The following is a 22,180-nucleotide window of genomic DNA, read 5'->3' as shown; positions in this document are numbered from 1 at the left end:
CAGGCTGCCCGCCGAATGCCGTTACTCCGCCAGCGCCAGAATGAAGGCGTACTCCAGCGCAATATCCTCATAGGCCTTGAAGCGCCCGGACTTGCCGCCGTGGCCTGCATCCATGTCGGTATACAGCAGCAGTTGCCGATCGTCGGTTTTCAGCTCGCGCAGCTTGGCCACCCACTTGGCCGGCTCCCAATACTGCACCTGCGAATCGTGCAGGCCGGTGGTCACCAGCAGATGCGGGTATTCCTGCGCCTTCACCTGATCGTACGGGCTGTACTGCTTGATGTAGTCATAATAGGCCTGCTCGTTCGGGTTGCCCCACTCGTCGTATTCGCCGGTGGTCAGCGGGATCGACTCATCCAGCATGGTGGTCACCACGTCGACGAACGGCACCTGCGCCACCACGCCGTGGAACAGCTGAGGCGCCTGGTTGATCACCGCGCCCATCAGCAGGCCGCCGGCGCTGCCGCCCATGGCGAACACCCGCTTGCCGTCGCCGTACCCCTGGGCAACCAGCGTTTCGGTCACGTCGATAAAATCGTTGAAGGTGTTCTGCTTGTTGAACAGCTTGCCGTCTTCATACCACAGCTGCCCCAGTTCGCCGCCGCCGCGAATGTGCGCCAGCGCGAACACGAAACCGCGATCCAGCAGGCTCAGGCGGCTGGCGCTGAACGCCGGATCCATGCTGCTGCCGTAGGAGCCGTAGCCGTACACCATCAACGGGTTGGCGCCGCGCTGGAAGCTGTCCTGGCGATACACCAGCGATACCGGCACCTCGACGCCGTCGCGTGCCTTCACCCAGACTCGCTCGCTGCGGTAGTTTTCCGGCGTGAAGTTCTTCACTTCCTGCTGTTTGAGCATCGTCCGCTCGCCGCTGTCCATATTCAGCTCGTACAGCGTGGTCGGGGTAGTCATCGACGAATAGCCGTAGCGCAGCAGCGCGGTTTCCGGATCCGGGTTGTACGCCAGCCAGGTGGTATAAGTCGGATCGTCGAAGGCGATGCGCTTCTCTTCGCCAGTCTGCCAGTGGATCTGGCGCAGCAGCGTCAGGCCGGCGCTGCGCTCCTCCACCACCAGCCAGTCGCGGAACAGGCTAAAGCCCTCCAGCATCACGTCGGCGCGCGGGGCGATCAGCGTCTGCCACTGCGCTTCGTCCGCCTGTTCGCTCTGGTACAGGCCGAAGTTCTTGCCGTCCTTGTTGGAGCGGATGTAGAAATGCTGGTGATAGTGATCGATGGCGTATTCGTGATCCTTGCGGCGCGGCACGAACAGCTGCGGCTTGGCGTCCGCACGGTCGGCGTCCAGCAGCAGGATCTCCGAGGTGGTGGTGCTGCTCAGGTGGATCAGGATAAAGCGCTCGGAGGTGGTCTTCTCCAGCCCGACGTAGAAGGTATCGTCCAGCTCTTCGTAAATCAGCTCGTCCTGCTGCGGATCGCTGCCCACCACGTGGCGATAAACCTGATACGGCAACAGCGTCTTGGCGTGCTTGCGCACGTAGTACACCGTCGAGGAGTCGTTGGCCCATTCGAAGCTGCCGGAGGTGTTCTCCAGCACTTCGTCCGCCCAACTGCCGTCGGCCAGGTTCTTGAAGCGAATGTCATACTGGCGGCGCGACAGGAAATCCTCCGCCACCCCCAGCCGCTGGTTGTCGGGGCTGACGTCCAGCCCGCCCAGGGTGTAAAACTCGTGATTCTCGGCGCGCTGGTTGCCGTCGATAAGCACCTCCCAGCGCTCGCTCTCGGCCTGCGGCTGGCGCACGGAAATCGCGTATTCATTGCCCGGCTCATAGCGCGTCTGATAGCGATAGCCGTGGCGCACGTAAGGCACCGAATGTTCCTGCTGCGGAATGCGCGCCACCATCTCTTCATACAGGGTTTCGCGCAGCGCCTGCTGCGGTTTCAGCATCGCATCGGTGTAGGCGTTCTCCGCCTGCAGGTAGTCCAGCACCTGGCGGTCTGCGCGCTCGTCGTCGCGCAGCCAGTAATAGTCATCCACGCGCGTGTCGCCGTGGATGGTGATGGGATAAGGGCGTTTTTCCGCTTTCGGTGGGGTCATCATTGCTAAATCATCCGCTTACATAGATTGCGGCAAGAGTGACATGATTCCCCCCGGCTTGCCAAGCGGCGCTACGCCAGCTCGCGCTTTTTCTCGTTGACGTCGCTCTCGATGCCCTGCTTGACGTCCGCCGGGATCTTCAGCGCCTGCGCCAGCGCGTCGAGGTAGCCGCGCTCCATAAAGTGATCGACGTCGATCACCAGGCAGCTCAGATAGTAAACCTCCAGCGCCTCGTCTTCGTTTTGCACGCTGCGGGCGATCAATTCCGGGTTGAGCGGCTGCTCGATCGCTTCCTGCACCCAGCCCTGCGCCTCTTCCCCCACCTGCAGCTGCGCCAGGCTGTGATCGATGGCGCGCTGCTCGTCGGCATCGATATGGCCGTCGCTCTTGGCCGCGAACACCAGCGCCTGCACCAGGCGTTTGGCGCGCAGATCCACCGGCGTGGTTTGCAGGCCGAACTGCGGTTCGTCCTGATGGGTCTCTTTCACCCGCTGCTTATACTTGTTCCACAGCACTGCGCCCACCGCCGCGCTGCCGCCGATGATCAGCGCATTCTTGCCGAACTTGCCCACCAGCTTGCGCGAGGACTTGTTGGCCAACAGCACGCCGACCAGGCCGCCCAGCGCCGTCGGCGCCAGCAGCTTGCCGATGCCTTCCGCCCCGCCCATCGCGCCGGCCTTCTGCCCGATCAACGTTTGAATCTGCTGCATCCAGTTACTTTTCATCATCTGCCCCTTGCGTGAAAAAGCGCGGCGCGCAGGCGCGGCCGAGCCGACGGTAAACCGCCAGATTAAGGGATCTTTTGTCAATTTACGTCTGGGGGATGCAAACCTGTGTTTAGCGGGCCGGGCGGCCCGCCTGGGTAAGCTGCGGCGTTACGCTTCTTCGTCGCCCGCTTCGTCGTCCTGCTCGTACTCCGCCAGCTCGTCGCGCATCGCCTGGATGGCGTCGCGGGTCATCAGCGCCAGCGTGCGGTAAAAACCGGTGGTGGCGTGTGCTTCCACTTTGCCGAGGAAGCGGCCGCACCACGGCAGCAGGAACTCGTCGAACAGGGCGATCTGCGCCTGCGCTTCATCTTCCTGCGACTGATCCTCCAGCCAGGACGCCGCCAGCAGCAGCTGGCCGAAATGATCGGCCGGCGCCTCCGCCAGCGGCATGCCACGCTGCTGCAGGAAGGTGCGCACGTCCGCTTCGCTGGCGCCTTCGACGTAGTCGGAGCGGAACGGCGACACGCTGCATTCGCTGCCGACGAACATCGCGTTAAAATCGGTCGCCAGCTGGTTGACGTCGCAGCCCTGCTGCAGGCGCTTCAACAGGTCATCCTGCTCCAGCGGCCAGTGCTGCTGCAGCTTGCCCTCTTTGATCAGCGCGAACAGCGGCACCAGCAGCGGATCCTGCGGCTGACGGTAGAACAGCGTACCCAGCACGCGGCAGACAATGGAAAACTCATTCATGATAATGCCTTATACAATACGGAAAATTTTGCCGGGACGATGTCACAAATCGGCCAATTCCGCAATCGCCGGCTTGCCGCGCCGCTCGAGAAAGTCCAGCAACCGGCGCGGGCTGACGTTGAGAATACGCGCCTGCGGGAAGCCCACCTCTTCGATAATGCGCTCGCAGTGCTCAAAGTTACCCAGCGAAAAGGCGACGTGCGAATCCGAGCCCAGCGCCAGCCAGCCGCCGGCATCGCGCACCGCGGCGGCAATCGCCCGGCAGTTGGCCTCGCTGCCCTTGCGGGAGTGGGTGAACGACGAGTTATTCAGCTCCAGCGCCACCTCGTATTTGGCCGCCGCCGCCGCGACGGCGGGAATGTCGATCGGGTAACGCGGGTTGCCGGGGTGGCTGATGATATGCACGTCCCCCTGCGCCATCGCGGCGATCATCGCTTCAGTATTGGACGCTTTATCCTGAGGCGCAAACACCGGCTCATGGAAACCGGCGATGATGACGTCGGTGGCGGTCAACATCGGGCCGGTGCAGTCGATGTCGCCCTGCAGGTTTTTGATGTTGGCTTCAATGCCGCGCAAGATGCCCACGCCGTTCACCAGGCGCGGCCACACGTGCATGTTCATAAAGTGCCAGTAGTGCGGCGCATCGGCCATATCCGGGCCGTGATCGGTGATGGCGAACAGCTTGATGCCCTTCTGCTGGGCTTCGGCGATGTAATCGTGCAGCGTGCTGTAAGCGTGGGTGCTGGCGACGGTGTGCATATGCAAATCAACGGGGTACATTGTTTCTCCTTCCAGAGGGTCCGCCCGCAAAGGCACGGGCAGGCGCGATGACGATAACAGCTTATCAGCTACCGAACGGCGGCAGAAGGATCAGTACCCCCGTTGCCTGTCGACCACGCCGGCCGGGGCATGCCCCGCCTCCAGCGCGCGGATGTTGGCGGCGATCTGATCCATCGCCTGCTGCGGCAACGTGATGGCAGCAATATGCGGGGTAATGGTGACACGCGGATGACGCCAGAACGGGTGATCCTGCGGCAGCGGCTCGCGGGCGAACACGTCCAGCGTGGCGGCGGCCAGTTGCCCCTGCTCCAGCGCCGCCAGCAGATCGGCTTCTACCAGATGCGCGCCGCGCGCGATGTTGATGAGATAGGCACCCGAACTCAGCTGCGCGAACAGCTCGCGGTTGAGAATGCCGACGGTCTCCGGCGTATTGGGCAGCAGGTTGATCAGCAATTTGACGCCGTCGAGGAAGGCAGCGCGCTGCGCCTCTCCGGCGAAGCTTTGCACGCCATCGATCTGCTTGGCGCTGCGGCTCCAGCAGCGCACGCTGAAGCCAAACTCGGTCAGCTTGCGCGCCACGCTCTGCCCCAGCACGCCGGCGCCGAGGATGCCGGTGGTGAAATCATCCAGCGAGTGCGGATCGAGCGGCTGCCACTCCTGCCGCTGCTGCAGCGCCTGATACTCGTCGAAACGGCGGAAATAGCGCAGCACATAGCTCAGCGCGTATTCCTGCATCTGCTGCGCCATGCCGGTATCCTCCAGCCGCAGCAGCGGCACGCCGGCAGGCAGCGTGCCGGGGTGTTTGCGCTCCTGATCGAGGATCGCGTCGACGCCGGCGCCGAGGGCGAACACCGCTTTCAGATCGCGGCGGTTGGCCAGCATCTCGTGCGGCGGGCGCCACACCAGCGCGTAATCGGCCGGCCGCTCGTCGCCGCGCTGCCATTCGCGGATCTCGGCCTGCGGCAGGCGTTGCTTGATGCCGACCAGCCATTCCTGGGCGTTAAACAAGGGGTGGTAATAAATGATGTTCATACTGCGGGCTCCCGTTTGTTTTTATTGGTTTACCTCCAGCCTTCCGCGATTCGCCGCCGGATGCAAGCGTTAAAGCCCAAAATAAAAACAGCCCCGACCAGTGGGGCTGTTGTGCATGTTAGCCAATCAGGCAGCAGACGGGCCGTCGCGCCGGATAAGGCGCCGCAGCAGCGGAATGAGAATCAGCATCGCCACGCCGACGCCCGTCGCCCCCCAGCCCAGCGCGCTGAAGATTTCGCTGTAGCCGGGGTTGGTCTGCAGCGGCGTGCTGCCGCTGTTTTCCGGCATCAGGCCGGAGACGTAGCCCGCCAGCACCGAGGCGACGCCGGTCACCATCATCCAGCAGCCCATCATCACGCCCTGATAGCGCGGCGGCGCCAACTTGCCGATCATGGCGTAACCGATCGGCGAGATCATCAATTCACCGACGCTTTGCAGCACATAGCTGATGACGATCCATTTAAACGCCACCAGCCCATCGCCGCCCGCCATGCTGATGCCCAGCGGCAGCACCAGCATGCCGAGCCCGATACAGAACAGCGATCCGGAGAACTGCAGCGGAATGTCGATGTTGCAACCGCGAGCGCGCAAGCGGTTGAACCACCAGGCCAGCAGCGGGCCGCCCACCACGATCACCAGCGTGTTGATGTTCTGGATCCACTGCGGCGCCACCTGAATGCCGTAAACGTTCAGGTTGATGTTGTGCTCGGAGAACAGCATCAGCCCCATCGGCGCCAGCTGGTACAGCGCCCAGAACACCAGCGAGCCCAGCGCCAGGATCAGATAGGCCGCCATTCTGCGGCGCTCATCGCGCGGATGGTGGCGCAGCGTCACCACGCACAGCATCAGGAAGATCAGCGCGCCGAGCACGATCACGAAGTGGCCGCTGAACTCGGCGTGGGTCAGCATCACGCGGATGATCGGCACCAGCGCCACCAGTACCGCCAGCCCGACCAGCATGCGCCAACGGTATTGGCTGCGGCTGGCGTCGCGCAGCGGCGTATTGAGATCCGCCAGAATGCGCCAGCGGCAGACGGCGACAACGATCGCCGCCGCGTTGCCCAGCGTGGCGAACAGGAACAGCGCGCGGTAGTTTTCCGTCAGTTGGAAATAACCGGCAACGGTAAAGCCGACGAAGAACCCGAGGTTCATACCGGCGTAGTTCCACAGGAACGCCGATTCGCGCCGATCATCGTCCGGCTTGAAACGCTGGGTGAGCATCATATTGATGCAGGTGACGTTGAGGCCGCTGCCGGTCAGGAACATCGCCAGCCCCCAGTACAGCCCCCACACGCCCGCGACGGCAATCAGCGCGCAGCCGATCACCTGCAGCACCATGCCGAGCACGAACAGATTGCGGTTGCTGAGGAATCGGCCGCCGAGGTAACCGCCGAACATGTGCAGGCCATAGTTGAAGGCGCCGAACACGCCCATCATGGCGTTGGCGCTGCTTTCGTTGAAACCCAATCGCTTGGTGGCGTACAGCACCAGCGTGGAGTAGAGCACGGCGAAGCCTAGCGTGGCGAAGATTTGGATGAAGAACAGCGCCCCCGCACCGGGGGGAATGGCATGGCGCGCTTGCGGCGCCGGTATGGCATCTGAAGGAGTCACAACGAACCTCTACTGCATTATTATGTAATGAGTCTGTCCCTGTCTGCGATATCGCCGGCCTGTCACCCGGCAATCTGCGCGGCGACGTGATGTTCCTTGCCAAAAACGCCGCGCCGACATGATTCCATTTAGCGACACATCTGACTAATAATCCAGTATTAATGCATATAACAGCAAACAACCCAACCTCAATGGCGATATATTGAGCTATCTGCACAGAAAAAGGTCAAGCGATCGTCTTTCATGGATTCTTACCGCTGCCAGCCCTGCCCGCTGGCGGCCGCGAGTGGGAATATCGTTCGGTAAATCAGCAAATTGCTGCAAGTTTGGCTAAACAGTCATGAGAATGAAATAAGAGGGTTGACGCTGAGATCAGATTCTCCTACATTAGCGCCCGTCGACAGCGCAAAGCGTTTTCGACAACAAAACGGTGAGGTGTCTGAGTGGCTGAAGGAGCACGCCTGGAAAGTGTGTATACGCGAAAGTGTATCGAGGGTTCGAACCCCTCTCTCACCGCCAAATTCAAAGAGAAAGCCTGGATTCGCGTCCAGGCTTTTTTATTTGCATGGCGCACCGCCGAGAGGGGTGCGCGCAGCGCATCTCCCCACCCTCTGAGACCGCGCTCCCCATTTCCGCCGGTTATCCACGAACCTTACCGCTGATTTTCTCGCCTATTCATGACATCTGCCCTGCCGTTCGCCGCAGTTTTCAGCAAAGTGCGCACGGCTTGAGCGGACGAACAAAAACACTGAAATTATTCTTGACCGGATCGGCCCCACTCCCTATAGTAGCGCCCCGTTGCAGCGATGATTTCGCAACAATAAAATATGGTGAGGTGTCCGAGTGGCTGAAGGAGCACGCCTGGAAAGTGTGTATACGCGAAAGTGTATCGAGGGTTCGAATCCCTCCCTCACCGCCATATTCTACGAAGAAGCCTGAACTCACGTTCAGGCTTTTTTGTATGCATAGCGCACCGACCGGGAGGGTGAGAACCCTCGACTGGGTTCGACAAAACGCCTGCGTTTTGGACCGCCAACGGCGGCCCGCAGGGTGAGCGCAGCGAATCAATCCCTCCCTCACCGCCATATTCTAACGAGAAAGCCTGAACTCACGTTCAGGCTTTTTTGTATGCATGGCGCACCAACCGGGAGGGTGAGAACCCTCGACAGGGTTCGACAAAACGCCTGCGTTTTGGACCGCCAACGGCGGCCCGCAGGGTGAGCGCAGCGAATCAATCCCTCCCTCACCGCCATATTCTAACGAGAAAGCCTGAGCGAAAGTTCAGGCTTTTTTGTTTGCATAGCGTACCGGCCGGGAGGGTGAGAATCCTCGACAGGGTTCGACAAAACGCCTGCGTTTTGGACCGCCAACGGCGGCCCGCAGGGTGAGCGCAGCGAATCTATCCCTCCTTCCACATAGACAAAAAAGCCCGAACGCAAATTCAGGCTTTTTTATCCCCACTGCCCAACCGCTCAGTGGTGCGTGCGCCCCATAGACGCCGGCTGCGCCAACGCGCGGCGCCAGTCGCCCGGCGTTTGGCCAAACTGGCGCTTGAAGCTGCGGTTGAACGACTGCTGTGAGTCGAAGCCGAGCGAAATCGCCACGCTGACGATAGGCTCGCCGCTGTTGGCCAGGCGCTCCGCCGAGACTTTCAGTTTTTGCATGCGGATATACTCCCCCAGCGCGTAGCCGGTCTGGCGTTTGAACATGCGCTGCAGGTGCCATTTGGAATAGCCCGCGCGATCCGCCACGGTGTTGATATCCAGTTTCTCTTCCAGATTGTTGTCGATCCACGCCTTCAAATCGGTAATAAAGCCCGTAGTGTTCATGCTGATGCTCCCATCATTTGGCAGGGTTCCCCTCTGCCCGATGCACATACGTTGCAACAGTTTCGCTTTAAATGCAATTTTTATTATTGCATTTACCAGAAAGCCGCCACTATACTCCACCCAATTAATGTAACCGATATTGATACATTAATGTGACACCAATGTGTTTCAAAACCTAACGTTGCGCCGCTGCATGGCGCAGCCGCCCCCTCACCGCACGCCGGCGCGGGGCGAATCCCGGAGAACAGGGCCGGGTATGGGGCCTGACCGCACTTACTCATCGGAATAAAAATAATGGCAAATCAACCAAACTCATCGTTCAACGCCGGCGGCCGCACACGCGCCGTCGCTCTGGGCCAGCGGCTCTCCGGGGTGGCGCTGCTGGCCGCCCTGCTCGCCGGGTGCGACAACAGCGTCGCGCACAACGCCCCGCCACCGCCGCCGGTGGTCAGCGCCGCCAGCGTGGTGGTCAAACCGATCAGCCAGTGGGATGCCTTCAACGGCCGGGTCGAAGCGGTGCAGAGCGTGCAGCTGCGCCCACGGGTCTCCGGCTACATCGAACGGGTCAACTACACCGAAGGCGACGAGGTGAAAAAAGGCCAGGTGCTGTTCACCATCGACGATCGTACCTACCGTGCCGCGCGCGAACAGGCGCAGGCCGAGCTGGTGCGGGCTCGCAACCAGGCCGCCCTGGCGCGCAGCGAATCCTCGCGCACCGAGAAACTGATCGGCACTCAGGCCATCTCTCAGGAAGTCTGGGAACAGCGCCGGTCATCCGCCGCGCAGGCGCAAAGCAACGTGCTGGCGGCGCAGGCCCAGCTCGATATGGCGCAGCTGAACCTCGACTTTACCCGCGTTACCGCGCCGATTGACGGGCGCGCCAGCCGCGCGATGATCACCGCCGGCAACCTGGTCACCGCCGGCGACAGCGCCAGCGTGCTGACGACGCTGGTGTCGCTCGACAAGGTCTACGTCTATTTCGATGTGGATGAAGCCACCTTCCTACGCTATCAGCAGCAGGGCCGCCACGACGCGCGCCTGCCGGTGAAGGTCGGCCTGGTAGGCGAAGACGGCACCCCGCATCAGGGGCTGGTGGATTTCACCGATAACCAGCTGAACGCCGGGACCGGCACCATCCGCATGCGCGCCCTGCTCGACAACCGCGAGCGCCGCTTCACGCCGGGGCTGTTCGCCCGGGTACAGATGCCCGGCAGCGCCGAGTTCAACGCCATGCTGATCGACGATAAAGCGGTGATGACCGACCAGAACCGCAAGTTCGTTTACATCGTCGATAAAGACGGCAAGGCGCAGCGCCGCGACATCGACGTGGGCCGTATGGCCGAAGGATTGCGCATCGTGCAGAAAGGGTTGGCAAACGGCGATCGGGTGATCGTCGACGGCATGCAGAAAGTGTTTATGCCGGGCATGCCGGTCGACGCGAAAACCGTCGCCATGAACCCTATCGCCTCCGCACTTAACTAAGCTCCCAGCAGAGACTTCTGACCCATGGACTTTTCCCGCTTTTTCATCGACCGGCCGATCTTTGCCGCGGTGCTGTCGATACTGATTTTTGTCGCCGGGGTGATAGCCATCCCGCTGCTGCCGATCAGCGAGTACCCGGACGTGGTGCCGCCCAGCGTGCAGGTGCGCGCAGAATACCCGGGCGCCAACCCGAAAGAGATCGCTGAAACGGTGGCCACGCCGCTGGAAGAAGCGATCAACGGCGTCGAAAACATGATGTACATGAAATCGGTCGCCGGTTCCGACGGCGTGCTGGTGACCACCGTCACCTTCCGCCCCGGCACCGATCCCGATCAGGCCCAGGTGCAGGTGCAAAACCGCGTGGCGCAGGCCGAAGCGCGCCTGCCGGAAGACGTGCGCCGCCAGGGCATCACCACCCAGAAACAGTCCCCGGCGCTGACGCTGGTGGTGCATCTGGTCTCGCCTTCCGGCAAGTACGATTCGCTGTACCTGCGCAACTACGCCACCCTGAAAGTCAAGGATGAGCTGGCTCGCCTGCCGGGCGTCGGCCAGGTGCAGATCTTCGGCGCCGGTGAGTATGCGATGCGCATCTGGCTCGATCCGAACAAGGTCGCCGCGCGTGGCCTGACCGCCTCCGACGTAGTGAGCGCCATGCAGGAGCAAAACGTGCAGGTCTCCGCCGGCCAGCTCGGCGCGGAGCCGATGCCGACGCGCAGCGACTATCTGCTGTCGATCAATGCCCAGGGCCGCCTGCAAACCGAAGAAGAGTTCGGCAACATCATCCTCAAGAGCGGCGAAAACGGCGAGATCGTGCGGCTGCGCGACGTAGCGCGCATCGAAATGGGCTCCGGCAGCTACGCGCTGCGCGCCCAGCTCAATAACAAGGATGCGGTCGGTATCGGTATCTTCCAGTCGCCGGGCGCCAACGCCATCGAGCTGTCGGACGCGGTGCGCGGCAAGATGGCCGAGCTGGCGACCCGCTTCCCGGACGGCATGAGCTGGAAATCGCCTTACGATCCGACGGTGTTCGTGCGCGATTCGATCCGCGCGGTGGTGGATACGCTGCTGGAAGCGGTGATCCTGGTGGTGCTGGTAGTCATACTGTTCCTGCAGACCTGGCGCGCCTCGATCATTCCGCTGCTGGCGGTCCCGATCTCCGTGGTCGGCACCTTCGCCGCGCTGTATCTGCTGGGCTTCTCGCTCAATACCCTCAGCCTGTTCGGGCTGGTGCTGGCGATCGGCATCGTGGTGGATGACGCCATCGTGGTGGTGGAAAACGTCGAGCGTAATATCGAAGAGGGGCTGTCGCCGCTGGCGGCGGCGCACCAGGCGATGCGCGAGGTCTCCGGCCCGATCATCGCCATCGCCGTGGTGCTGTGTGCGGTGTTCGTGCCGATGGCGTTCCTCTCCGGCGTTACCGGGCAGTTCTATAAGCAGTTCGCCGTCACCATCGCCATATCGACGGTGATCTCCGCCATCAACTCGCTGACCCTGTCGCCGGCGCTGGCGGCACGCTTGCTCAAACCGCACGGCGCGCCGAAAGACCTGCCGTCGCGCCTGATCGACCGGCTGTTCGGCTGGCTGTTCCGGCCGTTCAACCGCTTCTTCGCCAGCAGTTCGCAACGCTACCAGCGCGGCGTCTCCCGCGTGCTGGGCCGGCGCGGCGCGGTGTTCGTCGTCTACCTGCTGCTGCTGGCCGCCGCCGGGGTGATGTTCAAGACCGTGCCCGGCGGCTTTATCCCGACGCAGGACAAGCTGTACCTGATCGGCGGCGTGAAAATGCCGGAAGGCGCCTCGCTGGAACGCACCGATGCGGTGATCCGCAAGATGAGCGCCATCGGCCTGAGCGTGGACGGCGTCACCGATGCGGTGGCTTTCCCCGGCCTGAACGCGCTGCAGTTCACCAATACGCCGAATACCGGCACGGTGTTCTTCGCGCTGGAGTCGTTGAGCACCCGTACCCGTACCGCGGCGCAGATCAACGCCGAGATCAACGCGCGCATTTCACAGATCCAGGAAGGCTTCGCCTTCTCAATCATGCCGCCGCCGATCCTCGGCATCGGCCAGGGCTCCGGCTATTCGCTGTACGTGCAGGATCGCGCCGGGCTGGGCTACGGCGCGTTGCAAACGGCGATCAACACCATGTCCGGTGCCATTATGCAAACGCCGGGGATGGGGTTCCCGATCTCCTCGTATCAGGCCAACGTGCCGCAGCTGGACGCCAAAATCGATCGCGACAAGGCCAAGGCGCAGGGGGTGCCGCTCAATGCGCTGTTCAGCACGCTGCAGACCTACCTCGGTTCGTCTTACATCAACGACTTCAACCGCTATGGCCGCACCTGGAAAGTGATGGCGCAGGCAGACGGCCAGTTCCGCGACAGCGTGGAAGACATCGCCAACCTGCGCACCCGCAACGACAAGGGTGAAATGGTGCCGATCGGCAGCATGGTCAACATCGGCACCACCTACGGCCCGGATCCGGTGATCCGCTATAACGGCTTCCCGGCGGCGGATCTGATCGGCGACGCCGATCCGCGCGTGCTTTCCTCTACCCAGGCGATGGGCGCGCTGACGCAGATGGCCGGCAAACTGTTGCCGAACGGCATGAACATCCAGTGGACCGATCTGAGCTACCAACAATCGACCCAGGGCAACGCCGCGCTGGTGGTGTTCCCGGTGGCGGTGCTGCTGGCGTTCCTCGCGCTGGCGGCGCTGTACGAAAGCTGGACGCTGCCGCTGGCGGTGATCCTGATCGTGCCGATGACCATGCTGTCGGCGCTGTTCGGCGTGTGGCTTACCGGCGGCGACAACAACGTGTTCGTGCAGGTCGGGCTGGTCGTTCTGATGGGGCTGGCCTGCAAGAACGCCATTCTGATCGTCGAGTTCGCCCGTGAGCTGGAAATGCAGGGCAAAGGCATCGTCGAGGCGGCGCTGGAGGCCTGTCGCCTGCGGTTGCGGCCGATCGTGATGACCTCCATCGCCTTCATCGCCGGCACCATCCCGCTGATCCTCGGCCACGGCGCCGGCGCCGAGGTGCGCGGCGTCACCGGCATCACGGTGTTCTCCGGCATGTTGGGGGTCACCCTGTTCGGGCTGTTCCTGACGCCGGTGTTCTACGTCACGCTGCGGCGCCTGGTGGCGCGCAAAGCGCAGCCGCAGACCGTCTGAACGCAGCGTTAAAATGCAAAAAGGTCGGGCATTGCCCGACCTTTTTTTATGCATGCGAACCGCGATTATTTGTCGGCGGTTTCAGCCTCTTGCGCGGCGGCGTACTCCGCGCAGGCACGCTTGTCGCCCCGCTCCAGTTCGGCCAGCGAATCGGCCACGGTATGGCGCGCCAGCACCGCAAGCGAAGCCTGTTCGGCTTCGTTCACCACCGATTTGAAATACCAGCAGGCGTTGGCGCTCACCAGGCAACGGGCCGGCACTTCAGGACGGGAAGCCCAGATGCGCTTGTCGTCGATCACCGCCAGATAGATGTCCCGCAGGGTGATCTCTTCCGCCGGGCGGCCGAGGTGGATAGAGCCGTTGCGGCCCAGGGTGGAAACGATGATGCCGTCTTTGGTCAGCGGCACCATCAGTTTGCGGATAAAGCTGGGGTTGGCTTCCAGAGCGGCGGCAAGGGTGGCGCTCGTCGAACGCATGCCCTGCTTCTCAGCTACGGCGACGCTAAGGACCATTTGCAACGCTGTCGGAAAGCGAAAATCTAACATGTCGTTATCTCTGCGAGACGAAATACTCAGGTTTGGCCGGTGTGGCGATTGGCGCCGATAACACCGCTTAATTGCACAATAATATAACAAACGCGGGGGCTTTTTTGAAGTTTTGCCCAGTGATATCGCACGCAGACATTAGAACGATCGCAAATTGTTGGGCGGGCAGAAAACAGAAACCCGCGTCAATGTTAACGCCGCTCGCTTAACCGGGTTAAACGATCAGAACTAACACTGCCCGCGGGCTTAATTCGAATGTGGCGATCAGGCTCTGTTCAGCACCAGCTGGCCGTTTTTATCCAACGGGATTTGCGTGCCCGGATCGTGATCCATGCGGATCTTGCCCTGCTGATTGCCGATCTTGTAGGTCACGTCATAGCCCAGCATTTTCTGAGACTTGTCATAGACCGTTTTGCAACGCTGCTGCACGCTGGTGGTGACGTCATTATTCTGCATCGCCCCTTGCACCTGGTTGCCGGCATAGCCGCCGCCCAGCGCGCCGACCACGGTCGCCACGTCGCGCCCGCGGCCGCCGCCGAACTGGTGGCCGATCACGCCGCCCGCCACTGCGCCCAGCACAGAACCGGCGATGCGGTTTTCATCCTGCACCGGCGCACGGTGCGTAACGGTGACGTTGCGGCATTCCTGACGCGGCGTTTTGATGGTTTCTTTAATCGGCGTTGCGGCGAGCACCTGCGCATATTGCGGACCGGCAGAAAAGACGTCCAGGCTGGCTACCGCGGCAATCCCCAGAGCGGCAGCGATACCAATCCCAACACCGGCTAACATTGACTTGTTCACAGGAAACCTCCTGAAAGTGTTACCACGCATTTTTTCCGGGGTCTGTTACCGGCATGGCACCGCGCTTATTATTTTGCGCATGGGCGGCTTGCGGTATCCCGGTTTACGGCGTGCGCGACGCGCCGTCTGTAAACGAGGTAAAGTCTGCACAATGATCTGAAGCCCCGCAATAAGACAAGGGGACCAAAAATGCGGGAAAACGGCCGTTTTTCCGCTGTTTAGGAGGAATCTTAAGAGTTTTACCCATACCGACGACAGCTTATGCTGAAGAATCAAGCAACCGCCGCCGATCGCCTCGCGCCGCCATAAAAAAACCCGCGCGGGCGAACCGGCGCGGGTTGGTCGACAAAGGCGGTATCAGTGCATTTTCAGACGTGGGCGGATCACCCGGTTGATGCCGCCCACCAGCATCATCAGGCCGGTTTTGATGTAACCGTGCAACGCCACCTGGTGCATGCGGTACAGCGAGATGTAGACGAAGCGCGCGATGCGCCCTTCCACCATCATCGAGCCGCGCATCAGGTTGCCCATCAGGCTGCCGACGGTGCTGAAGCGCGACAGCGACACCAGCGAGCCGTGGTCTTTATACACGTATAGCTTCAGCGTCTGGCCGTTCATCAGCGCCAGGATATTGGTGGCGCAGCGCGAGGCCATCTGGTGCGCCGACTGAGCGCGCGGCGGCACGAAACCGCCGCCCTCTTTCGGGCAGGAGGCGCAGTCGCCGATGGCGAAGATGTTCGGATCGCGCGTGGTCTGCAGCGTCGGCTCCACCACCAGCTGGTTGATGCGGTTGGTTTCCAGGCCGCCTATATCCTTCATGAAGTCCGGCGCCTTGATGCCGGCCGCCCACACCATCAGATCGGCGTCGATGAACTCGCCGCCCTTGGTGTTCAGGCCTTTGGCGTCCGCGCTGGTCACCATGGTGTTGGTCAGCACGCGCACGCCCAGTTTAATCAGCTCCTGGTGCGCCGCAGCGGAAATGCGCGGCGGCAGCGCCGGCAGAATGCGCTCGCCGGCCTCCACCAGCGTCACGTTCAACGCGCTGTTGTCCAGGCCTTCGAAACCGTAGCTGTGCAGCTGCTTCACCGCGTTGTGCAGCTCGGCGGACAGCTCGACGCCGGTGGCGCCGCCGCCGACGATGGCGATGTTGACCCGCTCTTTTTGCCCCGGCTGCGCCGAGAATTTCAGGAACAGATTGAGCATTTCGTTGTGGAAACGACGCGCCTGATGCGGGTTATCCAGGAAGATGCAGTGCTCTTTCACGCCCGGCGTACCGAAATCGTTCGAGGTGCTGCCCAGCGCCATCACCAGAATGTCGTACGGCAATTCGCGCGCCGGCACCAGCTCACCGCCCTGCTCGTCGCAGATCTGCGCCAGCTGCAGCGTTTGCGTCTCGCGGTTGATGTTGGTCAACGACCCCAGTTGGAAGCTGAAATGGTGGTTGCGCGCGTGCGCCAGGTAGCTGAGCGCATCCACGCCGTCATCGAGGGAACCGGTCGCCACTTCGTGCAACAGCGGTTTCCACAAATGGCTGTGGTTGCGATCCACCAGCGTGATCTCCGCTTTGTTCTTGCGGCCAAGTTTATGGCCCAGGCTGGTCGCCAGCTCCAAGCCACCGGCGCCGCCGCCAACAATAACGATTTTCTTCTTTGGCGTTGTCAAAATAACCCCCTAAATGTGAACCATTTGTTATTCCAGGGTAAATAAATAATATCCTTAGAATACATAGGGTTCGCTTAAAATAAATCGGCTCTCTGAGGCCAGAATAACATGTGAGGTTATTTGGTCATACCAAAATTGACGTACATCAAATTTTTTTGGTTAAAGGCTGGACGAGGGGATTTTTTGGCGATTGTGATTCAAATAGTTAGCGCTGAGTCACAGTTTTAAATTTTGCCGATTGCCACGCAAGATCTTGCCTGGGCGCACAAAAAAGCCGCACTTTCCGCCGGTGAAAAACGGGAAGCGCGGCTCACGGCAGCGTTATGAAACTGTTAACCCAGCGCCTTGAACGCCTTGAGCCGCTGCAGATGGGGGGAGATGTTTTTGAACTTGTGCGTCTGCTGTTCATCCCACACGATCTCGTAGTAGTGATGCAGCAATTCGGCGCTGCGCCGGTTATCCAGCACCTCGTCGTGCCGCGACAGCACCACCAGACAGCGGTCGCGATTTTTCTCGCGGAAATCCTCCACGCACTTGGTGGCGATATCGCGATACTCTTCCGGCCGGTCTATCTTGCCGTGCATGTGCTCTTCTGGATACAGGTTCGGGTTGAACATCGCCTGGCGAATGCCGCACAGGAAGCCGATGCGCTCCGCCCAGAAGCCGCCGAGGCCGACCCCGCAGATCAACGGGTGCGCGTCGCCGCCCTGCTGCACCGCCTTGTCCACCTCTTTCAACAGATGCTGCATGTCGTGACGCGGATGCAGCGTGCTGTAGCTGATGAAGCGCACGTCCGGATCGATAAACTGCAGCTGTAACACCTTTTCATGATTGCCGGGACTGGTGGAATCGAAGCCGTGCAAATAGATAATCATGTGGATCCTCGCAACAAGCCAAGGGCCGCGGGCGCGGCCCTCATCATTTCCGCTCTGCGCCGCGATGCGGCGCCTGGATTCACCCTTGCGAACGCTGCTTGTGCTCCTCCCAGCGTTCGCTCAGCGCGCTGAGCGCCTTGTGCGCCTGCTGCCAGCGCTCGGAGTCGCGCAGTTCCTGACGGGTGAACTGACCGCGATGATATAACCGCTTCACCTTCTCTGCTTTGACCGGGGACAGGTTATCCAACACGCTGACCGCGCCTTCGCGGTGGTTGCACACCAGGATCATGTCGCACCCGGCATCCAGCGCCGCCTGGCCGCGCTCGGCGTAGCTGCCCATGATGGCGGCGCCTTCCATCGACAGATCGTCGGAGAAAATCACGCCGTCGAAGCCCAGCTCCTGACGCAGGATCTGCTGCAGCCAGTAAGGCGAGCCGCTGGCCGGGCGCGGGTCCGCTTCAGTATAGATGACGTGGGCCGGCATGACGGCGTCCAACAGTTGGCGGTTGATCAGCTCGCGGAAGATCGCCATGTCATGCTCGCGGATCTGCGCCAGCGGCCGCGGATCGCGCGGGGTTTCCTTGTGCGAATCGGCGCTGACGGCGCCGTGCCCAGGGAAGTGTTTGCCGGTGGTTTTCATGCCGGCGCTGTGCATGCCGAGGATAAAGCGTTCGGCCATCGCCAGCGCCTGCTGCGGATCGCTGTGGAACGAACGTTCGCCGATCGCCGCGCTGCCGTGGCCGATGTCCAGCACCGGCGCGAAGCTGATGTCGATATCCTGCGCGATCATTTCCGCCGCCATCAGCCAGCCGGCCTCCTGCGCCAGCCGGCCGCCTTCCTGCGCATTGTGCAACGCGGCGAACGACTGCGCCGCCGGCAGGCGGGTGAAGCCCTCGCGGAAGCGCTGCACGCGCCCGCCCTCCTGGTCTACCGCCACCACCAGCCGATCGTGCGAGGCGGCGCGGATCTGGCGCACCAGCTCACGCAGCTGCTCCGCATCGTGGAAGTTGCGGGTAAACAGGATCAATCCGCCAACCAGCGGGTGTTTCAAAATCTCGCGTTCTTCTGCATCCAGCTCATAGCCGGCGACATCTAGCATTACTGGGCCCACGGGCACCTCACTTCATTATTGTTCGTTCAGAATTCGGATGATGATAAACAAAGTCGCCGGCGCACTGCAGCGCCCCAGCGTAAAAATTCGGCGTCGCCGCTCTGTTGCCAGCGCACTTCAAACCACAGCAGCATCAGATAATCCACCCACGGCAGCCAGCCCCGCACCTGGGCCTGCAGCCGGGCGGCGTCGTGATAGCCCTGGCGCGCGTAGTGCTGCAAAAAGCGCTGCTGCTGCCCGGCCGACCAACCATTGCCGCGAAACAGCGCGGCGATATCCAGCGCCACGTCGCCGTCGGCGGCATACTCCCAGTCGATCAATCGCAGCCCCTCACCGGTGGCGAGCAGATTGCCCGGGTGGATGTCCATGTGCAGCGGCGCCAAGCGCAGCGGCCGTGGCGGCACACTTAGCAAAAAATGGCGCTGCAGGCGCAGCCAGGCGGGGGTTACACGCCGCGTATCCAGCTGCGGCCAGTAGCGGAGGAACTGCCGCCGCAGATCCAGCCGGTAACCGCTGAGCGGCCGCCGATGCAGTTCCGCCGCCATCGCCGCCAGCTCGCCGCGCTCATTCAGCGCCGCAAACTCGGCATCTGTGACGACGTCACCTTCGAGCCATTCGAGGATAAGCCACTGATTATTCTGCGCGAAAACCCGCGGCCCCAGCCCCGGCGCGCAGCGGCGCAAGACCCGCGCTTCGCGCCGTCGGCTCACGCCCAGCGCGCGTTTTTCCGCACTGTGCTGGCGCGCCAACAGCGTGATGCCCGCGCCGTCGATGCGCCAGCTCTCGCCGGTCAGCCCCTGCACCGGGCTGAAATGACAACCGGCGGTATTCACCGCCGGCAGTCTGGTTTCCATCAATCGTCGCAGCGCGGCCTCAGCGTTTAACGGCGCCATTGCCCGACCAGACGATCTCGCCGGTTTGCACCAGCATCAGCTGCATATCCAACGCCGGCGACTTCACGTCGCCGCTGACGTCGCTGTACAGCACGTACTGCGCGCCGACGATGCGCGCCAGGCCAATCGCCTTGCTGCGCGAACCGAAGCTGTCATCCGCCGACAGGCCCAGCGTTTGTCTGGCGCTGGTCAGCTTCGCTTCCGGCACCACGCTGAAGGTGGAGTTCGACGCCAGCGCCTTGTACAGCGCCGCGGTAGCTTTGCCCATCTGCAGCGAACCGTTAGTGTTGTTCTTGACGCTGTCCAGCAGCAGCACGCTGCCGGCCGTGACGCCATCGGCCTTCAGCATCTGCCCCACCAGCGGCTGAACGCTGCCCAGCCAGTCAAGCTGCTGGATTTTCGGCGGCTGCGGCACCGGCTCGGTGGTTGGCGGCTGTGGCTGCTCGACCGGCGGCGTCGGCTGTTCCGGTTCGACGGTGACCGGCGGCAACGGTTGTTCCGGCTCAGGCGGGCGCGACAGACAGCCGCTGAGGGTTAATGCGGCCAGCGCCACTAAGACGTACTTTTTCATGCTTTTTCTCCAAACCTGGCAAGCGCTTACAGGTACAGATACAGACGCGCGCTTTTAGCGTCCAGATTGCCGTTAATCGAGTAAATTTTGGCGTCCGAGTCGGGCGCCACCACGATCTCGCGCGGTTTCTCGAAGGGGCGAATATCCAGCCCCTGCGCGTCGTACCAATAGAAGCGGTAATGTACGGTGACCGGCGTCATTTGGCTGTTGTTGAGCACCGAGGTCGCCATCACCCGCCCGGAGGCGTTCGAAATCGAGGGCGTATCGGCCAAAATGCCGGCGGTCAGCACCGAAGGATCCATCACAACCGTCTGCCCTTGGTTGACCGCGATGCCGGGCGATGAACTGCATCCCATCAGCAACGCGGCGGGCAGCGCCAACGCCATCAGACCACGGAGAGTTTTTTTACCGCGCATGATTTCCTCGCTTAACGTGACAGCAGCGGCCCCAGCGAGCGGCCACCGACCAGGTGCATGTGAATATGATAGACCTCCTGACCGGCGTGGCGGTTGCAGTTGACGATCAGGCGGTAGCCGTCCTCGGCGATGCCTTCCTGTTCGGCGATCTTCGCCGCGGCGGTGATCATGCGGCCCAGCGCGGCTTCATGCTCCACGGTCACGTCGTTGACGGTTGGGATCAGCACGTTGGGAACGATCAGCACATGGGTGGGTGCCTGGGGAGAGATGTCACGGAAAGCGGTGACCAGTTCGTCCTGATAAACCACATCAGCAGGGATTTCGCGGCGGATAATTTTACTGAAAATCGTTTCTTCGGCCATCTGGCGTTCCTTGTTTTACACAATTAGCTGTACGCAGTATGAGTGACAAATTCTACTGCTTTCAACCTGATTGCGCACTTTCCACGTCGAGTGCTGCAGATTCGCGCAGCCCGGCGCCGCGCTTGTGCATCTTTTCACTTTGGTTATTCACTATTGTTGCTTTACTTGCCCCGCGCCGCCGCCAATAGTAACCCCATGATTAACAAAGGATAGAGGGTGCTATGCCACTGAGGATTTCGGCGCTGTGCGCGCTGTTGCTGAGCGCCGCCGTGCAGGCGGCCACGGCGGGCGGTATCGATCTGCAGGCTAACCGAGAGCCGATACGCGCGGAGAAAAACCCGGCCGCTATCGCACTGATTCCGGCAAACTTTCACTTCGCGGTGCCCGGCAAGCTGACGGTGGCGGTGGCGTTCGAGAACTCTCCGCCGCTGGCGCTGTTCGCCGAGGACAATAAAACGCTGATCGGCAGCGATCCGGACATCGCCCGCCTGGTGGCCGACAGCCTTGGGCTGGCGCTGAATCTGGTGCCTACCTCGTGGGAAGATTGGCCGCTGGGCATCAGCACCGGCAAATACGACGCGGCGATCTTCAACATCGCCGTCACCAAACTGCGCAAGACCAAATTCGACTTCGCCACTTATCGGGTGGACACGCTGGGCTTTTACGTCAAATCCACCAGCCACATCACCTCGATCAACCGGCCGCAGGACGTCGCCGGGCTGCGGGTCATCGTCGGATCCGGCACCAATCAGGAAAACATACTGTTGGGATGGGATAAGCAAAACCGCGCCGCCGGGTTGCCGCCGGTGCAGCCGATCTACGTGACCGACGACGCCGCCACCAACCTGAGCATTCAGTCCGGGCGCGCCGATGCGTTCTTCGGCCCCCACTCCACCGGCGCCTACAAGGCGGCGCTGACCGGCAAGACCAAAATGGTCGGCATCGGCCCCAACGTGGCCTACGTCGCGGTCACCACCAAAAAAGGCAACGGTTTGGTGAACGCCGTCAACGCCGCCATCAACGGCGTCATCGTCAGCGGCGAATACGCGCAGGTGCTGGAGCGCTGGGGCGAAGGCGACGAAAAGGTCGAGCGCTCCGCCATCAATCCGCCGGGCATCGGCGACTAGCCGCCGATCAGCTGCGGCGCGTGCCGACGCATCCACTCGGCCAGCGAATCCAGCGTCGGCCGCAGCGATTTACCGAGCGCGGTGACCTGATACTCCACCCGCGGCGGCACTTCGGGAAACACCTGCCGCGTCACCAGGCCACGCTGCTCGAACAGCCGCAGCTGACGCGTCAGCTCTTTTTGCGCAATGGGCGCCACCGCCCGCTGCAGCTCGCTGAATCGCACCGGGCCGTCGATCATTATCAGCCGGTACAGGATCGGTATCGCCCACTTGCCCGACACCAGATTGACGAAGTCCACCATCGGGCAGGGTTCGCCCGCCGGCGGCAACGCCGCCAAATTATTTTCCGCCGCTAATGGCGCTTGTGCCGTCATTTCATTCCACCTCGCCCTTTAGTATCCAAAAGGTG

20 protein-coding genes, 2 tRNA genes and 2 other RNA genes are annotated in these 22,180 nt (G+C 61.9%); 7 read left to right on the top strand and 17 right to left on the bottom strand.

Annotation, left to right across the window (positions count from 1 at the left end):
• Nucleotides 1-21: 21 nt before the first annotated feature.
• From SSARUM_RS09350 to SSARUM_RS09325, 6 genes are all read right to left on the bottom strand, one after another.
• Nucleotides 22-2,055 carry a S9 family peptidase gene (locus SSARUM_RS09350; RefSeq protein ID WP_033653828.1) on the bottom strand — a complete coding sequence of 678 codons (2,034 nt, stop codon included), beginning with the start codon at nt 2,053-2,055 and terminating at the stop codon, nt 22-24.
• Between the two features lie 68 nt (nt 2,056-2,123).
• Nucleotides 2,124-2,777: a tellurite resistance TerB family protein gene (locus SSARUM_RS09345; protein WP_033638740.1), complete on the bottom strand. Its 654-nt coding sequence runs from the start codon at nt 2,775-2,777 to the stop codon at nt 2,124-2,126.
• A 150-nt stretch (nt 2,778-2,927) separates the two neighbouring features.
• The gene (locus tag SSARUM_RS09340; protein WP_033646428.1) at nt 2,928-3,506 is read right to left on the bottom strand and encodes a TorD/DmsD family molecular chaperone; all 579 of its coding nucleotides are present in this window, start codon (nt 3,504-3,506) and stop codon (nt 2,928-2,930) included.
• 42 nt (nt 3,507-3,548) lie between these two features.
• The gene (locus SSARUM_RS09335; RefSeq protein WP_033638063.1) at nt 3,549-4,286 is read right to left on the bottom strand and encodes a phosphatase; all 738 of its coding nucleotides are present in this window, start codon (nt 4,284-4,286) and stop codon (nt 3,549-3,551) included.
• A 90-nt stretch (nt 4,287-4,376) separates the two neighbouring features.
• The gene (ghrA, locus tag SSARUM_RS09330) at nt 4,377-5,318 is read right to left on the bottom strand and encodes a glyoxylate/hydroxypyruvate reductase GhrA (protein WP_060429881.1); all 942 of its coding nucleotides are present in this window, start codon (nt 5,316-5,318) and stop codon (nt 4,377-4,379) included.
• 126 nt (nt 5,319-5,444) lie between these two features.
• Entirely contained in the window at nt 5,445-6,911 is a 1,467-nt protein-coding gene (locus tag SSARUM_RS09325; protein ID WP_039567114.1) for a peptide MFS transporter, read from the bottom strand.
• Nucleotides 6,912-7,358: 447 nt separating this feature from the next.
• Between SSARUM_RS09325 and SSARUM_RS09320 the strand changes: the two genes are divergently transcribed.
• The 4 genes from SSARUM_RS09320 (at nt 7,359) to SSARUM_RS09305 (ending at nt 8,181) form a co-directional block, all read left to right on the top strand.
• Nucleotides 7,359-7,448 (top strand) — tRNA-Ser (locus tag SSARUM_RS09320).
• Nucleotides 7,449-7,758: 310 nt separating this feature from the next.
• Nucleotides 7,759-7,848: transfer RNA gene (locus SSARUM_RS09315), tRNA-Ser, on the top strand.
• Between the two features lie 46 nt (nt 7,849-7,894).
• Nucleotides 7,895-8,014: non-coding RNA, RtT sRNA (locus tag SSARUM_RS09310), on the top strand.
• Between the two features lie 47 nt (nt 8,015-8,061).
• Nucleotides 8,062-8,181: non-coding RNA, RtT sRNA (locus tag SSARUM_RS09305), on the top strand.
• Nucleotides 8,182-8,401: 220 nt separating this feature from the next.
• On the opposite strand, the gene SSARUM_RS09300 is transcribed toward SSARUM_RS09305, so the two are convergent.
• A complete protein-coding gene (locus tag SSARUM_RS09300; RefSeq protein ID WP_004928813.1) occupies nt 8,402-8,758 on the bottom strand; it encodes a helix-turn-helix domain-containing protein in 357 nt (118 codons plus the stop codon).
• A 294-nt stretch (nt 8,759-9,052) separates the two neighbouring features.
• Between SSARUM_RS09300 and sdeA the strand changes: the two genes are divergently transcribed.
• Both sdeA and sdeB read left to right on the top strand, forming a co-directional pair.
• The gene (sdeA, locus tag SSARUM_RS09295) at nt 9,053-10,240 is read left to right on the top strand and encodes a multidrug efflux RND transporter periplasmic adaptor subunit SdeA (protein WP_033646431.1); all 1,188 of its coding nucleotides are present in this window, start codon (nt 9,053-9,055) and stop codon (nt 10,238-10,240) included.
• Between the two features lie 24 nt (nt 10,241-10,264).
• A complete protein-coding gene (gene sdeB, locus SSARUM_RS09290; RefSeq protein WP_060429879.1) occupies nt 10,265-13,408 on the top strand; it encodes a multidrug efflux RND transporter permease subunit SdeB in 3,144 nt (1,047 codons plus the stop codon).
• A gap of 65 nt (nt 13,409-13,473) precedes the next feature.
• Here sdeB and SSARUM_RS09285 read toward each other — a convergent pair whose 3' ends face one another.
• The 9 genes from SSARUM_RS09285 to hinT form a co-directional block, all read right to left on the bottom strand.
• Nucleotides 13,474-13,953, bottom strand: coding sequence for an RrF2 family transcriptional regulator (locus SSARUM_RS09285; protein ID WP_025302433.1), 480 nt, complete (start codon nt 13,951-13,953; stop codon nt 13,474-13,476).
• Nucleotides 13,954-14,217: 264 nt separating this feature from the next.
• Nucleotides 14,218-14,754 (bottom strand): glycine zipper 2TM domain-containing protein, encoded by a 537-nt coding sequence (locus SSARUM_RS09280; RefSeq protein WP_004928798.1) that lies wholly within the window; start codon nt 14,752-14,754, stop codon nt 14,218-14,220.
• A gap of 357 nt (nt 14,755-15,111) precedes the next feature.
• On the bottom strand, nt 15,112-16,416 hold the full coding sequence (locus SSARUM_RS09275; RefSeq protein WP_039566584.1) for an NAD(P)/FAD-dependent oxidoreductase: 1,305 nt from the start codon (nt 16,414-16,416) through the stop codon (nt 15,112-15,114).
• 332 nt (nt 16,417-16,748) lie between these two features.
• Complete coding sequence (gene ycfP, locus SSARUM_RS09270; RefSeq protein ID WP_015377468.1) at nt 16,749-17,291, bottom strand: alpha/beta hydrolase YcfP; 543 nt, start codon at nt 17,289-17,291, stop codon at nt 16,749-16,751.
• A 79-nt stretch (nt 17,292-17,370) separates the two neighbouring features.
• Entirely contained in the window at nt 17,371-18,390 is a 1,020-nt protein-coding gene (gene nagZ / locus SSARUM_RS09265; RefSeq protein ID WP_060426344.1) for a beta-N-acetylhexosaminidase, read from the bottom strand.
• Nucleotides 18,391-18,428: 38 nt separating this feature from the next.
• Nucleotides 18,429-19,295 (bottom strand): thiamine kinase, encoded by an 867-nt coding sequence (thiK, locus tag SSARUM_RS09260; RefSeq protein ID WP_060429877.1) that lies wholly within the window; start codon nt 19,293-19,295, stop codon nt 18,429-18,431.
• Nucleotides 19,276-19,866, bottom strand: coding sequence for a penicillin-binding protein activator LpoB (gene lpoB / locus SSARUM_RS09255; protein WP_033646436.1), 591 nt, complete (start codon nt 19,864-19,866; stop codon nt 19,276-19,278). Before lpoB ends, thiK begins: the two co-directional genes overlap by 20 nt.
• 26 nt (nt 19,867-19,892) lie before the next feature.
• Entirely contained in the window at nt 19,893-20,282 is a 390-nt protein-coding gene (locus SSARUM_RS09250) for a YcfL family protein (RefSeq protein ID WP_033646437.1), read from the bottom strand.
• 11 nt (nt 20,283-20,293) lie between these two features.
• Entirely contained in the window at nt 20,294-20,644 is a 351-nt protein-coding gene (hinT, locus tag SSARUM_RS09245) for a purine nucleoside phosphoramidase (RefSeq protein WP_004928776.1), read from the bottom strand.
• A 221-nt stretch (nt 20,645-20,865) separates the two neighbouring features.
• Here hinT and SSARUM_RS09240 point away from each other — a divergent pair, with 221 nt between their 5' ends.
• Nucleotides 20,866-21,771, top strand: a complete 906-nt coding sequence (locus SSARUM_RS09240; RefSeq protein WP_060429876.1) for a transporter substrate-binding domain-containing protein — start codon at nt 20,866-20,868, stop codon at nt 21,769-21,771.
• On the opposite strand, the gene SSARUM_RS09235 is transcribed toward SSARUM_RS09240, so the two are convergent.
• Entirely contained in the window at nt 21,768-22,145 is a 378-nt protein-coding gene (locus SSARUM_RS09235; RefSeq protein WP_072264913.1) for a winged helix-turn-helix transcriptional regulator, read from the bottom strand. The genes SSARUM_RS09240 and SSARUM_RS09235 overlap by 4 nt on opposite strands.
• Nucleotides 22,146-22,180 lie beyond the last annotated feature (35 nt).

Source organism: Serratia sarumanii (genome assembly GCF_029962605.1).
In the GTDB taxonomy this organism is placed as follows: Bacteria; Pseudomonadota; Gammaproteobacteria; order Enterobacterales; family Enterobacteriaceae; genus Serratia; species Serratia sarumanii.
This window is presented reverse-complemented; position numbering and strand designations above follow the sequence as displayed.

What these genes read in the sequence shown, in the direction of transcription:
- SSARUM_RS09350 (WP_033653828.1), bottom strand. Translation starts at nt 2,055, where the DNA reads ATGATGACCCCACCGAAAGCGGAAAAACGCCCTTATCCCATCACCATC.
- SSARUM_RS09345 (WP_033638740.1), bottom strand. Translation starts at nt 2,777, where the DNA reads ATGAAAAGTAACTGGATGCAGCAGATTCAAACGTTGATCGGGCAGAAG.
- SSARUM_RS09340 (WP_033646428.1), bottom strand. Translation starts at nt 3,506, where the DNA reads ATGAATGAGTTTTCCATTGTCTGCCGCGTGCTGGGTACGCTGTTCTAC.
- SSARUM_RS09335 (WP_033638063.1), bottom strand. Translation starts at nt 4,286, where the DNA reads ATGTACCCCGTTGATTTGCATATGCACACCGTCGCCAGCACCCACGCT.
- ghrA (WP_060429881.1), bottom strand. Translation starts at nt 5,318, where the DNA reads ATGAACATCATTTATTACCACCCCTTGTTTAACGCCCAGGAATGGCTG.
- SSARUM_RS09300 (WP_004928813.1), bottom strand. Translation starts at nt 8,758, where the DNA reads ATGAACACTACGGGCTTTATTACCGATTTGAAGGCGTGGATCGACAAC.
- sdeA (WP_033646431.1), top strand. Translation starts at nt 9,053, where the DNA reads ATGGCAAATCAACCAAACTCATCGTTCAACGCCGGCGGCCGCACACGC.
- sdeB (WP_060429879.1), top strand. Translation starts at nt 10,265, where the DNA reads ATGGACTTTTCCCGCTTTTTCATCGACCGGCCGATCTTTGCCGCGGTG.
- SSARUM_RS09285 (WP_025302433.1), bottom strand. Translation starts at nt 13,953, where the DNA reads ATGTTAGATTTTCGCTTTCCGACAGCGTTGCAAATGGTCCTTAGCGTC.
- ycfP (WP_015377468.1), bottom strand. Translation starts at nt 17,291, where the DNA reads ATGATTATCTATTTGCACGGCTTCGATTCCACCAGTCCCGGCAATCAT.
- nagZ (WP_060426344.1), bottom strand. Translation starts at nt 18,390, where the DNA reads ATGCTAGATGTCGCCGGCTATGAGCTGGATGCAGAAGAACGCGAGATT.
- thiK (WP_060429877.1), bottom strand. Translation starts at nt 19,295, where the DNA reads ATGGCGCCGTTAAACGCTGAGGCCGCGCTGCGACGATTGATGGAAACC.
- lpoB (WP_033646436.1), bottom strand. Translation starts at nt 19,866, where the DNA reads ATGAAAAAGTACGTCTTAGTGGCGCTGGCCGCATTAACCCTCAGCGGC.
- SSARUM_RS09250 (WP_033646437.1), bottom strand. Translation starts at nt 20,282, where the DNA reads ATGCGCGGTAAAAAAACTCTCCGTGGTCTGATGGCGTTGGCGCTGCCC.
- hinT (WP_004928776.1), bottom strand. Translation starts at nt 20,644, where the DNA reads ATGGCCGAAGAAACGATTTTCAGTAAAATTATCCGCCGCGAAATCCCT.
- SSARUM_RS09240 (WP_060429876.1), top strand. Translation starts at nt 20,866, where the DNA reads ATGCCACTGAGGATTTCGGCGCTGTGCGCGCTGTTGCTGAGCGCCGCC.
- SSARUM_RS09235 (WP_072264913.1), bottom strand. Translation starts at nt 22,145, where the DNA reads ATGACGGCACAAGCGCCATTAGCGGCGGAAAATAATTTGGCGGCGTTG.